Annotated in this window: 13 protein-coding genes; 4 read left to right on the forward strand and 9 right to left on the reverse strand. The window is 44.4% G+C overall.

Annotated features, from left to right (window positions below; translation table 11 throughout):
• The 9 genes from FNC98_RS07025 to FNC98_RS07065 all read right to left on the reverse strand — a co-directional run bounded on the left by FNC98_RS07025 (position 1) and on the right by FNC98_RS07065 (position 8,829).
• On the reverse strand, positions 1-603 hold the full coding sequence (locus FNC98_RS07025; RefSeq protein WP_143580568.1) for a septation protein A: 603 nt from the start codon (positions 601-603) through the stop codon (positions 1-3).
• Between the two features lie 123 nt (positions 604-726).
• Positions 727-1,380, reverse strand: coding sequence for a sulfotransferase (locus FNC98_RS07030; RefSeq protein WP_143580569.1), 654 nt, complete (start codon positions 1,378-1,380; stop codon positions 727-729).
• Between the two features lie 25 nt (positions 1,381-1,405).
• Entirely contained in the window at positions 1,406-2,632 is a 1,227-nt protein-coding gene (locus FNC98_RS07035) for a M24 family metallopeptidase (RefSeq protein WP_143580570.1), read from the reverse strand.
• Between the two features lie 189 nt (positions 2,633-2,821).
• Positions 2,822-3,070, reverse strand: a complete 249-nt coding sequence (gene yfaE, locus FNC98_RS07040) for a class I ribonucleotide reductase maintenance protein YfaE (protein ID WP_313904123.1) — start codon at positions 3,068-3,070, stop codon at positions 2,822-2,824.
• Positions 3,071-3,097: 27 nt separating this feature from the next.
• Positions 3,098-4,228, reverse strand: a complete 1,131-nt coding sequence (gene nrdB / locus FNC98_RS07045; protein WP_143580572.1) for a class Ia ribonucleoside-diphosphate reductase subunit beta — start codon at positions 4,226-4,228, stop codon at positions 3,098-3,100.
• Positions 4,229-4,362: 134 nt separating this feature from the next.
• Positions 4,363-6,636, reverse strand: coding sequence for a class 1a ribonucleoside-diphosphate reductase subunit alpha (nrdA, locus tag FNC98_RS07050; protein WP_143580573.1), 2,274 nt, complete (start codon positions 6,634-6,636; stop codon positions 4,363-4,365).
• Between the two features lie 424 nt (positions 6,637-7,060).
• The gene (locus tag FNC98_RS07055; protein ID WP_143580574.1) at positions 7,061-7,726 is read right to left on the reverse strand and encodes an HAD family hydrolase; all 666 of its coding nucleotides are present in this window, start codon (positions 7,724-7,726) and stop codon (positions 7,061-7,063) included.
• A gap of 87 nt (positions 7,727-7,813) precedes the next feature.
• Positions 7,814-8,527, reverse strand: coding sequence for a bifunctional 2-polyprenyl-6-hydroxyphenol methylase/3-demethylubiquinol 3-O-methyltransferase UbiG (ubiG, locus tag FNC98_RS07060; protein WP_143580575.1), 714 nt, complete (start codon positions 8,525-8,527; stop codon positions 7,814-7,816).
• An 89-nt stretch (positions 8,528-8,616) separates the two neighbouring features.
• Positions 8,617-8,829: a TIGR02922 family protein gene (locus FNC98_RS07065; RefSeq protein WP_143580576.1), complete on the reverse strand. Its 213-nt coding sequence runs from the start codon at positions 8,827-8,829 to the stop codon at positions 8,617-8,619.
• 342 nt (positions 8,830-9,171) lie between these two features.
• Between FNC98_RS07065 and gyrA the strand changes: the two genes are divergently transcribed.
• The 4 genes from gyrA to cmk all read left to right on the forward strand — a co-directional run bounded on the left by gyrA (position 9,172) and on the right by cmk (position 15,076).
• A complete protein-coding gene (gene gyrA, locus FNC98_RS07070) occupies positions 9,172-11,802 on the forward strand; it encodes a DNA topoisomerase (ATP-hydrolyzing) subunit A (RefSeq protein WP_143580577.1) in 2,631 nt (876 codons plus the stop codon).
• Positions 11,803-11,927: 125 nt separating this feature from the next.
• Positions 11,928-13,016, forward strand: a complete 1,089-nt coding sequence (gene serC, locus FNC98_RS07075) for a 3-phosphoserine/phosphohydroxythreonine transaminase (protein ID WP_143580578.1) — start codon at positions 11,928-11,930, stop codon at positions 13,014-13,016.
• 43 nt (positions 13,017-13,059) lie between these two features.
• Entirely contained in the window at positions 13,060-14,394 is a 1,335-nt protein-coding gene (gene aroA, locus FNC98_RS07080; protein ID WP_143580579.1) for a 3-phosphoshikimate 1-carboxyvinyltransferase, read from the forward strand.
• Entirely contained in the window at positions 14,387-15,076 is a 690-nt protein-coding gene (gene cmk, locus FNC98_RS07085; RefSeq protein ID WP_143580580.1) for a (d)CMP kinase, read from the forward strand. Before aroA ends, cmk begins: the two co-directional genes overlap by 8 nt.
• The last annotated feature ends 48 nt before the right edge of the window (positions 15,077-15,124 follow it).

Genomic DNA, 15,124 nt, shown 5'->3' on the forward strand with positions numbered 1-15,124 from the left:
TTATTTCCCTGATTCTTCGTTGTTATTGATGTTATTGGTTGCGGCAACGTCAGCATCTGCTTCCGCTTGCTCCGGTTCCGGCTCGATATGCTTATAAATCAGCAACAATGAACTTAACGCGAACACGAAGGTTAAGATGGTTAGACCAAAGACTTTAAAGTTTACCCAGGTTTCCTGCGGGAAATTAAACGCCACATATAAGTTTAATACTCCACAAACCAGGAAAAAGCTGACCCAGGCATAGTTGTAGCGAGTCCAGATTTTCTTTGGCATGTTAATGGATTCGCCTAACATGGCCTGCAACAGGTTCTTCTTGAAAAAGGCGTGGCTTACCCAAAGTCCAATCGCAAAAAATACGTTCACAATCGTGACTTTCCACTTAATAAACGCGTCGTTTTGAAAAAATAACGTCAGTGCTCCAAAAACGGCGATCAAGCCAAATAACCACCACTGCTTTTGCGGGATCTCTTTGCCTTGAATTTTCATGACGATAAGCTGGATCGCCGCTGATATTATCAGGGCGCCTGTTGCCCAATAAATGTCGACAGTTTTGTAGACAACAAAAAAGATGATGAGTGGAATAAATTCGAAAAAAGCGGTCATAGAAGTTAATTTTTTACCAGTAGTTATTTGTCATTTTAGCGAAACATCTGCCTGGAGACTACCGCAAACTCTGATAAAAATGTAAGTGAGTTTGAATCCTTGTAAACCTCAGATTTTATAGGGTTATAAACGATAAAGAAGTTTGTCGAGATCATCCACTCGGCCATTACGGGTTGATTCAATTTTTAACGGGTGGCGAAGCTCATTCCACTTGGTCACTTTGCCACCCTTATTCACATGTGGGAATGGCGCCGCTTGCAATGGCCAGTCGAGTAAAGATTCTATGGTCTGCCACCAGTTTGCCTGATCTGGCGATAACCGAGTGAAATCGGTTGGCCGTTCGGCAAAATAGTCGAAAACCTGTTGTTGATGGGCATTGAAACTCTCGATTAGAAACGCATCATCTGCCAGCATTTCCAACGAGTACTGAGAAAATACATCAGCATAACAACGTTTTAATATCGGATTAAATCCGCCGTCGGTGCGCTGTAAATTTGTTTGCATTCTCTGTAATAATTGACGAATCGACGGCAGCCAGGATTGAATATCTCGCTCTAAGTAAATAAATCGTGCGTTTGGGAATAGACTATCAAGCCTTCGGTAATCGTTAAATATCGGTGTATCGGCAATTACGTCAGCCTGGTTAAAGGTCTTCAAGGTATACGCTGTATGTGCGACCTTCAGACCCTGCTCAAGCATTGCCAGGCAAAAACTGGTTGTGGCGGTTCTGGGAAGTGATACCACAAACAGTTTCGGTTGATTGCTATTGATTTGCATAAACAAATTGCTCAAGGCTAATTGATTAATCGACGGTGTAACCGAATGGGTTATCAATGCTGTGCGAGGGTTCAGTAAACCATTTCGGACCAGTATCTGTCATATAAAAATGGTCTTCTAATCGGACCCCAAATTCACCCGGAATACAAAGCATGGGCTCATTAGAAAAGCACATACCTTTGGCCAACGGAGTTTGCTCATTGCCAACTAAATAGGGCCATTCATGAATATCCAGACCGATACCGTGACCGGTTCGGTGCGGCAAACCTGGCAATTGGTATTCTGGGCCATAGCCTTTTGATGCAAGATAAGCGCGCGCGGCATCATCAACGTCGGAGCAGGGGTGATTCGGTTTGGCGGCGGCAAAGGCGATTAATTGTGCCTGTTTTTCATGTTCCCACACCTGGCGCTGGCGCTCACTGGCTTCCCCAAACACATATGAGCGGGTGATATCAGAGTGATAGCCATAAAGTTCACAACCGGTATCAATAAGTACCATATCGTTGATATCCAGTGTTTTAGGCTTGGCTACGCCGTGAGGATACGCGGTATCTTCGCCGAATAAGACAATGCAAAAATAGGAACCGGCACTCGCGCCAAGCTTTTTGTGGGCGGCATCAATAAACTGTTCGACTTCACTAACCGTGATACCCGGGTATAAAATTCTGGCGGCGGCCTGTTGCGCAACCAGAGTGATATCTTTAGCTCGCTGCATGATGGCAATCTCCTGCTCAGACTTTTGCATTCGACAGCCGGCAGTCACAACCTTTGCATCTAACCATTGATAATTATCGGTAAGCAGATTGATACCGTTGGCAATGAAAAACGGCGTTAGTTCATCAACACCAATGTTACCGGAATCAATATTTAACCCGGTTAATACATCCACAAATAGCTGATATGGACTCTCGTGCTCGTGCCAGGTGTGTACCTTGCCATCGACCGCCATATATTGTTTTAACGTATCGTATTCAAAATAAGGGGCGATGTACTCAACTTTGCCGACAGCCGGTAATATTGCTCCGACCATTCGCTCCGAAGGATACCAGTTGGTGCCGGTAAAATAGGTTAGATTGGTGCCGGCATTGAGATAAACCGCATGGATCCCGTGGTTTTGCATGATTTTTTGAGCGCGCTCTATCCGAGCAGCATACTCGCCATCACTGATGCCCTGCAGATCTGCACACATATCCGTTAGGTTTGCCAACTCTTGCGCAGCCGTTGAACCGCCGATTCCATACTTATTAATCATGATTTTCCCGGGTTATTTCGAAATTTAAATACAATATTCAGATTATCTTCTTTTTACTGAAGAAAATGCAATTGGTATTAACAAGTTTCGTTGTTGTGTGGGGAAGGGGGGTTGGGCGTCGCAGAAAACAGTTCTTTAAAATCAGTACGGTAAATCAGTTTGTTAAATCAGTATGGTAAATTCGCGCTGTTAATCGCAGGAAATTTTGATATCGGAAGTGGGCACGGAGCAGCAAAGCAGGATTTCGCCGTCGCGAATGAAGGCCAGGGGTTCGCCATTAGTATATTCGGTAGAGCCCTCGAGTAAATCGACACGACAGGCTCCACAGAACCCGTCGCGGCAATGATAATGGGCTTCGATATTGTGCTGCTCGAAAAACTCGAGCAGATTTTTATGGGTATGATGATCGAATTCAGACTCGACCACCTTTTCATTCACACAAATCTTGTTGCCCATTTCGTTGAATTACAGATCGAAGTCTTCGAAATCGCTGCTATCAACGGCGCTGTCAGTTTGACCAACCAGGTAGGAAGAGATTTCGGTTTCTTGAGGCGCTACCTGCACATTGTCACTGGATAAATACGCATTAATCCATGGCAGAGGGTTAGATTTCACGGCAAATTGCGGCTCATAACCAATCGCTGTTAAACGCTGGTTTGATAGATACTCGATATATTGTTTTAGGATCTCCGCATTCAGACCAATCATCGAGCCATCTTTGAACAGATAATCTGCCCATTGTTTTTCCTGCTCGATAACGTCTAAGAACAAGGCTAGGCCTTCTTCATGAAGCTCTTTGGAGATCTCCGTCATTTCTGGATCGTCTTTACCACTCGCCCATAGGTTTAGGATGTGTTGAGTGGCGGTTAAGTGTACCGCTTCATCACGAGCAATTAGCTTGATGATTTTTGCATTACCTTCCAAAAGCTCGCGTTCGGCAAATGCAAATGAACAGGCAAATGACACATAGAAACGGATTGCTTCTAAGGCATTGGTTGAGCATACGGAAAGGTATAGCGCCTTTTTGATCTCGCGCTGGCTTACCACAACCTCTTCGCCGTCAATGTCGTAGGTACCTTCACCTTGAGATTGATACAACTGTGATAACAGGATCAGACGGTCAAAGTAGTGGGAAATGGCACTGGCACGATTCAGGATGTTTTCGTTGATTACGATATCGTCGAATACTTCACTCGGGTCGGTGAACAGGTTGCGAAGAATATGGGTGTATGAACGAGAATGGATGGTCTCGTAAAAGCCCCAGGTTTCAATCCAGGTTTCAAGCTCTGGAATCGATACTAAAGGTAAAAGGCATACGTTTACGCTTCGTGCAGCGATGGAATCCAGTAGGGTCTGATATTTCAGGTTTGAGATAAAGATGTGTTTCTCAGATGTAGTCAGAGACTGCCAGTCGGCACGGTCTTTAGAAATATCGACTTCTTCCGGACGCCAGAAAAATGATAATTGCTTTTCGATTAATTTTTCAAAAATAGGGTGTTTTTGCTGATCATAACGGGAAACATTGACCGTGTTACCCATGAACATTGGCTCGAGTAATGGATCGTTATTTACTCGGTTAAACGTTGAATACGTCATGTTTGCTCCTGCAGTTCCAGTCATTGGAACTTGCTAAAAATTCGCTAATTTAAAACGAAAGAAACCTCAGTGACTTAAAGGGGAAAGTGCACTGGGGTCTCTGTAATGGTTATCCGATCTAATTGATCGATGAATTATATCTTACAAGCACCGCCGGCACAGCCATCATCTTCCATGTCACCCATGCTGTCATCAGCACCATCGCGGGTATTATGGTAGTACATGGTTTTCACACCTAGCTTGTATGCTAACAGCAGATCTTTGAGGATTTGCTTGACAGGTACCTTGCCATTTTCAAACTTCGACGGGTCGTAGTTAGTGTTGGCTGAAATTGTCTGGTCAACGAATTTTTGCATGATACCAACCAGCTCCAGGTAACCTTCATTGCTTGGAATATTCCACAGCAATTCATAGCTATCTTTTAAGCGCTCATATTCCGGTACAACTTGCTTTAGTACGCCGTCTTTACTGGCTTTTATGCTGATAAGACCGCGAGGAGGCTCAATACCGTTAGTTGCATTGGAAATCTGCGAAGACGTTTCCGATGGCATCAAGGCTGATACCGTTGAGTTACGTACACCATACTTCTTGATGTTCTCACGTAACGCTTCCCAATCGAGGTGTAATGGCTCATTGGTTACCTTATCGATTTCACGCTTATAGGTATCGATAGGTAGGATGCCTTGTGCTAAGCGTGTCTCGTTAAATTTCGGACATGCGCCTTGCTCTTGCGCTAACTGATTTGATGCTTTCAATAAGTAATACTGAATCGCTTCAAACGTACGGTGCGTTAAGTTATTGGCACTACCGTTTGAGTAGAACACTCCATTTTTCGCTAGATAATATGCGTAGTTGATGACACCTATACCTAGCGTACGACGGCCCATGGTTGCAGAAAGTGCTGCAGGTACCGGGTAATCCTGATAATCCAACAGGCTATCCAGGGCACGAACCGCTAGATCAGCCAGACCTTCTAGCTCATCCAGGCTGTCAATCTTACCAAGGTTGAATGCCGACAGCGTACAAAGTGCAATCTCACCGTTTGGATCGTTTACATCTTCAAATGGCTTGGTCGGTAAGGCAATTTCTAAACACAGGTTAGATTGACGAACCGGCGCAACACTTGGGTCGAACGGGCTGTGAGTATTACAGTGATCGACGTTTTGCAAATAAATACGACCGGTACTTGCACGCTCTTGTGCAAATAAGGTGAATAGTTCGATAGCTTTGATACGTTTTTTACGAATCGAAGCATCGGCTTCGTATTTCACATATAGCTCTTCAAACTTATCCTGATCTTCAAAGAACGCATCATACAAACCAGGCACGTCTGACGGGCTGAACAATGTGATGTAATCGCCTTTTATCAAACGTTGATACATGAGTTTGTTGAACTGCACACCGTAATCTAAGTGGCGTACACGGTTCTCTTCAACACCACGGTTGTTCTTAAGAACTAATAAGCTCTCAACTTCCAAATGCCATAGTGGGTAAAACAGCGTTGCTGCACCGCCACGTACACCACCTTGTGAACAGCTTTTTACCGCTGTCTGGAAGTGTTTGTAGAATGGGATACAACCGGTGTGGAACGCTTCGCCATTGCGAATTGAGCTACCCAGAGCACGAATGCGACCAGCATTAATACCGATACCGGCACGTTGTGAAACGTATTTCACGATAGCACTGGTCGAGGCATTAATAGAATCTAAGCTGTCACCCGCTTCAATCAATACACAAGAAGAGAATTGACGGGTTGGTGTACGAACACCGGCCATAATCGGTGTAGGTAACGAAATCTTGAACATCGAAATGGCATCATAGAAACCTTTGATGTAGTCAAGACGAGTATCTTTTGGATATTTCGCGAACAAGCATGCAGCTACAAGCACATACAGAAATTGTGCACTTTCGTAGATTTCACCGTTTACACGGTTTTGAACCAGGTATTTACCCTCTAACTGCTTAACCGCTGCGTAACTGAAGGTTTTATCGCGCTCATGGTCGATAAAGCTGTCCATAGCAGCAAAATCTTCGGCGCTGTAATCTTCAATTAAATGCTTGTCATATTTACCAGACTCAACCAACTTCAACACGTGTTCGTGCAGGGCAGGTGGCTCGTATTTGCCATAGGCTTTTTTGCGCAGGTGGAAAATAGCAAGACGAGCTGCCAGATATTGGTAGTCTGGTGCTTCTTCACTAATAAGGTCTGCTGCGGCTTTTATGATGGTTTCATGTATATCTTCCGTTTTGATGCCATCATAAAATTGAATGTGTGATTTTAGCTCTACTTGAGACACGGATACTGAATCCAGTCCCTCAGCTGCCCAGTCGATTACTTTATGGATCTTATCCAGGTCGATGGGTTCTTTTTGTCCGTTCCGTTTGGTTACAAAGAGGTTGCTGTTCATGAAAAACCTGTAATTAATGTTTTATATTTATTTTTTTTATTTATTGATAATCACCAATGAAACTTGATGATCTGTTTAAACCAAGTCAACCGCCATCTAGTGGCTGTTGAAAATAAATGCACAATATCTAGGGGGTATTACAAGATATAGTCACAAGATAATGAGGTTTAGCTGTTAATGCAACCCCTGAAAACTGGCATTTATTTACGATGAATTTAGTTAGTCAAATTTGGTTAGTGGTGACTAACTTAGTAGCTCCGATAAAAAAGACACTAATGAAAATGCAAGGCCTAATTTTGAAATTTTAATTATTTTGCATTGTCACCGGATTATTTTTTGCGGTTCTTAAACACTAATAATTGACATTAAAAATACCCATTCAAAACAGGGTTTTAAGGCTCTGGTTATTGTTTGTTCGATTCGTTTAAATACTAAGCGCCAAAAGCTCTCTGGGATCAGTCAACAAGTACCTGGCCCCCCAATCTTGAGTGTTACTCTGCTCGCTGATATAACCCCACTCGGCAATAGCAGTATGCATATCAGCCGCATTTCCCGCATCGATATCGCGCTTTGCATCACCGACATAGAGGATATTTTCACTTTTTTCGATATCCAGAGCCTTTTTTGCATGGTGCATAGGCGCCGGATCTGGCTTACGTTGCGCTAGGGTGTCACCGCAGACGAGAACGCTTGAGGCCGCAAAAATCGAGAATTTATCCATTAACGGCAAAGTCAGATTGGTCGGTTTATTGGTGACGATCCCCCAAGGGATGTTGCCGTCGGTTAATGTCGTAAGTGTCTCTTCAATACCATCAAATAACTGACAATAGCGAGTCGGGAAGCGTTGATAGATATCAATAAATTCAGCCCTTAAATCCTGCTTTTCTTGAGTCGATAAAGAATGATTAAACCCGAGTGATAATAATGGATAAATACCATCAGAGCCGATAGGGAACACCTGCTCTAAGGAGATCTTTGGTAGCTGATAACGTGCCAGCAGTTGATTTAACACCGCGTGCAAATCAGCGGCGGTATCCACTAAGGTACCGTCTAAATCAAACAAAACGCCTTTGCGTTGCCAATGTTGCATAAAAACCCGCAGCTTTTTACGTATCGTGAAAACCTATACGGCGAATGTTCTGATTCGTATCAGTATTGAGAATATTGCTATCGATAACTACTTTGGTGGTTTTTCAAAGGCCAATAAATAGTTAACATCAAGACCTGGTGCCAGTTTATGGTTTTCGTTGATTGGGTTGTAATGAATGCCTGTGGCATCAATACAACGAAGACCCGCTGATTCGGCCCAGCCTATCAATTGCGATGGGCGAATAAACTTATTCCAGTCATGGGTGCCGTTTGGTACTAACTTCAATACTTTCTCTGCCGCCACGATGGCAAGCAAATAGGATTTGGTGGTTTTATTAAGAGTAGAGAAAAATGCTTTACCACCAGGTTTTACCATAGCTGCACATGCTTTTATGACCGATTCTGGATCGGGAACATGCTCAAGCATTTCCATACAAGTAACCAGATCAAATTGAGCTGGCATGTCTTTGGCTTTTTCTTCCACTGGGATTTTTTCATAACGGATGTCTACGCCGGCTTCTAAGGCATGCAATGTTGCAACATTAAGCGGTTCTTCGCCTAAATCGATACCAGTAACCTTAGCACCAATACGAGCCATGCTTTCGGCTAGGATGCCACCACCACAACCAACGTCAATGGCATTGAGGTCAAAAAGCGAACCACAATGAGACTGCACGAAGCTCAGGCGCAATGGGTTTATCTGGTGAAGAGGTTTAAAATCCCCCTCAGTGTCCCACCACTGACTAGCTACCTTTTCAAACTTTTCGATTTCTTCAGGGTTGACATTGACGCCTTGACTCATAATTCGTAGATCCGATTTGTTTCGATGAAATGGCGTACCATTTCCTTATATTGTAGTTAATTGGTTAATCGCGGAAAAATGCGTTGCTGTTATTCGTTGATTCGGTCGCCAATTTTATTGAGGATTTTCACTTCGCCGCGGCAAACAGCAATGATTGACTTATCACGCTTGAATTCATCGTCAATAATGACGCGGCCTTTTTCAGCCTGGGGAAATTGACCAACCTGATAATTGAACTCCAACGTGTGGATATCATAGTAGAGCACGGTCACGGTGGTCAGCTGGGTCTCATTGCTGCTCATAGCTAAACAGTAATCCTAATCTTGTGAAAGTTCAGCCTTAGAATATGCCAACAAAGGAAATCCAAACAAGCTGCACTTTATTGTTATTGTGCTGTCGCCATTATATATCTAACCCCGGTAGGGATGTAAACCAACAGATGCGAGATTGTTGCTTTGTTGAGCAGAAACTTATTTCTGTAATATTTTTCAGTAAGGGTAATTAATGCTACTAATTTTGTAGGAAGTTTGTTAACGTCAGAAGCTTAATAAAGCCGTGCAGAAGATTCGCATTCTATGCTATTATTCCGCACCAATAAAAAAACTATATAAAGCAACTTGCTGATTTAGGGAAAGCATCATTTTATGACCGATCTGGCAAAAGAAATCATTCCAGTAAACATCGAAGACGAATTAAAAACGTCTTACCTTGATTACGCGATGAGTGTAATCGTAGGTCGTGCCTTACCCGATGTTCGCGATGGCCTGAAACCGGTTCATCGCCGTGTCTTGTACGCAATGCACGATTTGGGCAACGATTGGAATAAGGGCTACAAGAAGTCGGCCCGTGTCGTTGGTGACGTAATCGGTAAATATCACCCGCATGGTGATACTGCGGTTTATGACACTATCGTTCGTATGGCTCAGCCATTCTCCTTACGTTATATGCTGGTCGACGGCCAGGGTAACTTCGGTTCCGTTGATGGCGACTCTGCAGCCGCCATGCGTTATACCGAAATACGTATGCAAAAAATTTCCCATGCTTTGCTTGCGGATTTAGAAAAAGAAACCGTAGATTTTGTTCCTAACTACGATGGTCAGGAAAAAATGCCAGCGGTTTTACCAACCCGGGTACCGAATCTCCTAATCAATGGTTCCTCAGGTATTGCCGTTGGTATGGCAACCAATATTCCACCACATAATTTAACGGAAGTGGTAAATGGCTGTATCGCTATGATCGACAATAGCGATATCACCATGGAAGAACTGATCGAATATATCCCCGGCCCTGACTTTCCGACCGCCGGTATTATCAGTGGCAAAGCGGGAATCGAAGAAGCCTATCGTACCGGTCGTGGTAAATTAAATATCCGCGCCCGTGCTGAAATTGAAGTTGATGACAAAACTGGTAAAGAAACCATTGTTGTTCACGAACTTCCGTACCAGGTGAACAAAGCTCGTCTAATTGAAAAAATGGCCGAGCTGGTTAAAGATAAACGCATTGAAGGTATTTCAGCCCTGCGCGATGAGTCTGATAAAGATGGTATGCGCATGGTTATCGAAATCAAGCGCGGTGAAGTCGGTGAAGTTGTACTAAACAATCTTTACAAACTAACCCAGATGCAGGTTTCTTTTGGTATCAATATGGTTGCCCTGACTGACGGTCAGCCAAAATTGTTCAACCTCAAAGAAATGCTGGAAGCCTTTATCCTTCACCGTCGTGAAGTGGTAACTCGTCGTACTATCTTCGAACTTCGCAAAGCACGTGAGCGAGCTCATATCCTTGAAGGTTTAGCGGTAGCACTTAGCAATATCGACCCTATCATCGAGTTAATTAAAAACTCTCCAACACCTGCACAAGCTAAAGAAGCGCTTGTCAGCACTGGCTGGAATCTGGGTAATGTTTCGGAAATGCTTGAGCGTGCTGGTAACGATGCCGCGCGTCCAGAATGGTTAGAGCCAGAGTTCGGTATTCGCGATGGTCAGTATTATCTGACGGTACAACAGGCACAGGCAATTCTGGACCTTCGCCTACACAAGCTTACTGGTTTAGAACATGAAAAAATTCTAAACGAGTACAAAGAGTTATTAGACATCATTGCTGAACTATTGCATATTCTTGCAAGCCCAGAGCGTTTGATGGAAGTGATTCGTGAAGAGCTTGAAGCTATCCGTGAAGAGTTTGGCGATGAGCGTCGCACCGAAATTTCTGCGGCATCCCATGACCTGTCTCTAGAAGACTTGATCAATGAAGAAGATGTCGTTGTAACCTTATCCCATGAAGGTTACGTTAAGTATCAACCGCTATCTGAGTACGAATCTCAGCGTCGCGGTGGTAAAGGTAAAGCTGCAACTAAGATGAAGGAAGAAGACTTCATTGAACGTCTGTTGGTTGCCAATACCCATGATACGATTTTGTGTTTCTCAAACCGCGGTCGTATGTACTGGCTGAAGGTTTATCAGTTGCCATTGGCAACTCGTACCGCACGTGGTCGTCCAATCGTTAACTTATTACCACTGGAAAGTGATGAGCGTATTACTGCTATCCTTCCGGTTCGTGAATACGAAGAAGATAAGTTTATCTTTATGGCAACCGCTTCTGGTACGGTTAAGAAAACACCTCTGACCGCATACTCTCGCCCTCGTGCGAACGGTATTATTGCCCTGAACCTTCGTGATGATGACACCCTAATTGGTGTTGATATCACCAACGGTGACAGTGAAATCATGTTGTTCTCTGATGAAGGTAAAGTGGTTCGTTTCCATGAGCAGGGTGTTCGTACCGTTGGTCGTACTGCAACCGGTGTTCGTGGTATGAAACTTGACGAAACGCAAAAAGTGGTTTCTTTGATTGTTCCGAAAAACGAAGGTCCGATTTTGACCGTGACCGAAAATGGTTATGGTAAGCGTACTGACTTAGAGGAATACCCAGCGAAGAGTCGTGCAACCAAAGGTGTTGTTTCAATCAAAGTGAGCGAGCGAAACGGCGCAGTTGTAGGTGCGGTTCAGGTAGAAGATGCCGATGAAATCATGTTGATCACCGACAACGGAACCTTGGTTCGTACCCGGGTTAATGAAGTTAGCGTTATTGGTCGTAACACCCAGGGTGTGCGTTTGATAAGAACCGCTGATGATGAACACGTGGTTGGTCTGCAACGCATCGATGAAATCGAAGAAGATGAAACATTGTTAGAGGGTGAAACCTCAGAAGTTGAGCCAGGCGAAGAGCAGGGCGCGGCTGAGCAAGAGCAAGCACCGGAAGGTGATAGCGAATAACGCGAGCAGTGTTAAATCTTAAATGGGCGGTTTTTACCGCTCATTTTTTTTCTGGTCAATTAGTTTTTGGAGCCGGGGAATTGGCTTCAGTAATGTTTTAGTAAAATCCGATAAAGTAGTGAATCATGAAGCAGATTTTTAATTTTTGTGCTGGTCCGGCAATGTTACCTAAGCCGGTTATGGAACAAGCCCAGCAAGAGTTTTTAAATTGGAATGATACCGGTTGTTCGGTGATGGAATTGAGCCATCGCGGTCCGGAATTTATGGCGCTTGCAGCAAAAGCAGAACAAGACCTTCGCGATATTCTTAATATTCCTGATAACTACAAAGTACTGTTTTGCCATGGCGGCGGTCGTGGTCAATTCTCAGCCGTTCCGCAAAACCTGTTGACCAAAACTGGTAAGGCCGATTACGTGGTTACCGGCTCCTGGTCGAAAAGCGCAGTGGCAGAAGCGAAAAACTACGGTGAGATTCGGGTCATTGAGCCGGTTGTGGACGTTATTGGAAAGAAGCAGGTATTGCCAGCAAGTGAGTGGGGCATCTCTGAAGGTGCCGATTATGTGCATTACTGTCCAAATGAAACCGTCGATGGTATCGAGATTTTTGAAATACCGGAAACCGGTAACGTGCCTTTAGTGGCGGATATGTCATCGACAATTCTTTCCCGTCCAATAGACGTTAGCAAGTTTGGTCTTATCTATGCTGGTGCCCAGAAAAATATTGGACCTTCAGGTTTAACGATTGTGATTGTTCGTGATGATCTTTTAGGTCGGGCGATGAAATCTGTCCCTGGCATTTTTAACTACCAGACCTTGGCCGATAATGATTCGATGTACAACACGCCGCCAACTTATGCCTGGTATCTGGCAAGTATGGTGTTTTCCTGGTTGAAGGAACTTGGTGGCTTGGAGCAAATGGCTAAGAAAAATCGCACCAAAGCGGATTTTCTTTATCAGTACATTGAGCAAAGCGGGTTTTATGAAAGCCGCGTTAGTGAGCAAAACCGCAGCATGATGAACGTGCCATTTTATTTAAAAGATGAAAGTTTAAACAGTGAATTTTTAGCTCAGGCTAAAGATGCTGGTTTACTGGCACTTAAAGGCCATCGCTCTGTCGGCGGCATGCGTGCGAGTATCTATAATGCGATGCCATTAGAAGGCGTAGAAGCGTTGGTCGCGTTTATGCAGCAATTCGCCGAAACCCACAATCAATAATTTATCATTTCAGTTATAAACACCAAGTAAAAAGGAAGTACCCATGACCCAGCAATCCTCATCGTTAACGTTTCACGCTAAGCCTGCAGGCCCGGTAAACGGAGATATTACCATTCCAGGTGATAAATCGATTTCCCATCGCTCCATTATGTTTGCCTCGTTGGCGGAAGGTACCAGTCATATCCGTGGCTTTTTACCCGGCCAGGATTGCTTAGCTACTATGAATGCGTTTAAGGCCATGGGTGTTGAAATTCAGGGACCGGATGAAAACAATAATGTTGTGGTCAATGGTGTGGGTATGCATGGATTAACGGCACCGACACAAGCGCTGGATGTGGGTAACTCAGGGACTTCGATTCGACTGCTATCCGGTATTTTAGCTGGACAGTCATTTGCCAGCGAAATGATTGGTGATGAATCATTGAATAAACGCCCAATGATGCGGGTGGTCACACCATTGCAACAAATGGGCGCTAATATCAGCGCCGCCGATGGTGGCACACCTCCACTTACAATCGACGCGGCGAGTCAATTAAAAGCGATCAACTATCCATTACCTATGGCTTCGGCTCAGGTGAAATCCTGTGTACTACTTGCTGGTATGTACGCCGAAGGTACAACCGTTGTAACCGAACCGGGCATTACCCGCGATCATACCGAGCGTATGTTAAAAGCTTTTGGTTATCCGGTTGCAGTGGATGGTAATAAAGTGACACTACAAGGCGGTGGTAAATTAACGGCTTGCGATATCACTGTACCAGGCGATATATCGTCGGCAACGTTTTTTATCATTGCTGGATTGATTGCCGAACAAGGTTCTCTAACTCTACGCAATGTTGGTATGAACCCGACTCGTATTGGGGTTTTAAACATTGTTCGTAAAATGGGTGCTAACATTGAAATCATCAATGAGCGTAAAGCTGGCGATGAACCAGTAGCAGACTTAGTCGTTCATGCCACACAGCTTAAGGGCTGCGATATTGATGATGCGGATGTTCCTCTTGCTATTGATGAATTCCCCGCTATATTTATTGCCGCCGCCTGTGCCAAAGGCGTAACCCGTCTCCGAAATGCCGAAGAACTCAGAGTCAAAGAAAGTGACCGTATTCAGGCGATGGCCGATGGCCTTGAGATCCTGGGTATCGATTGTACCGTATTCGACGACGGTATTGATATCACCGGTGGTCAACTAACAACAGGTACGGTTGATAGCCAGCACGATCACAGAATCGCTATGGCTTTTGCTATCAGTTCTTTACGCTCTAGTGGTACAATTCACATATTGGATTGCGATAACGTCGCCACTTCATTCCCGGTGTTTGTAAAACTCGCCAATGAAGTGGGATTAAATATTACTCAGGAAATAGTAAATGAATGAACAAATCCCTTTAATCACCATTGATGGACCCAGCGGAGCTGGAAAGGGTACCGTTGCCAGGATTGTAGCGGAACAATTGGGATGGAACTTATTAGATAGTGGTGCTATTTACCGTGTGCTTGCAGTAGCGACTAATCACCATGATATCGATATTGAAAGTGAAGAAGCGCTGATCCCTTTGGCATCCCACTTAGATGTGGAATTTGAAATTCAGGAAAGAGGCGAATCGCGAGTACTTCTTGAAGGTGAAGATGTCACCAATTCGATTCGCACCGAAGAGATAGGTGCAATCGCTTCGAAAGTAGCGGCGTTTCCTCGTGTTCGTGAAGCATTATTGCGACGCCAACGAGCGTTTAAACAAATGCCAGGGCTTTTGGCCGATGGTCGCGACATGGGAACCGTAGTTTTCCCAGACGCACCGGTGAAGGTGTTTTTAACGGCAAGTGCCGAAGAACGTGCCAAGCGCCGCATGCTGCAGTTGCAAGAGAAGGGTATTGATGTTAACATCGGGCGCCTTTTGGCGGACATCAAGCAGCGAGATGAGCGAGATCAAAACCGTTCCGTAGCGCCGTTGTTGCCTGCCGAAGGTGCTTTGCTGGTTGATTCTACCGAACTGAGTATCCCTCAGGTGGTAGAAAAGATACTGGCTTTTGCTAATGAAAAATTGTCGGAATTTTATTAATTCCAAGGTAGTTCGTTGCATGGAAGAAAACGAACTTTTTTAACAACC

The organism is Thalassotalea sp. PS06, from assembly GCF_007197775.1.
In the GTDB taxonomy this organism is placed as follows: domain Bacteria; phylum Pseudomonadota; class Gammaproteobacteria; order Enterobacterales; family Alteromonadaceae; genus Thalassotalea_A.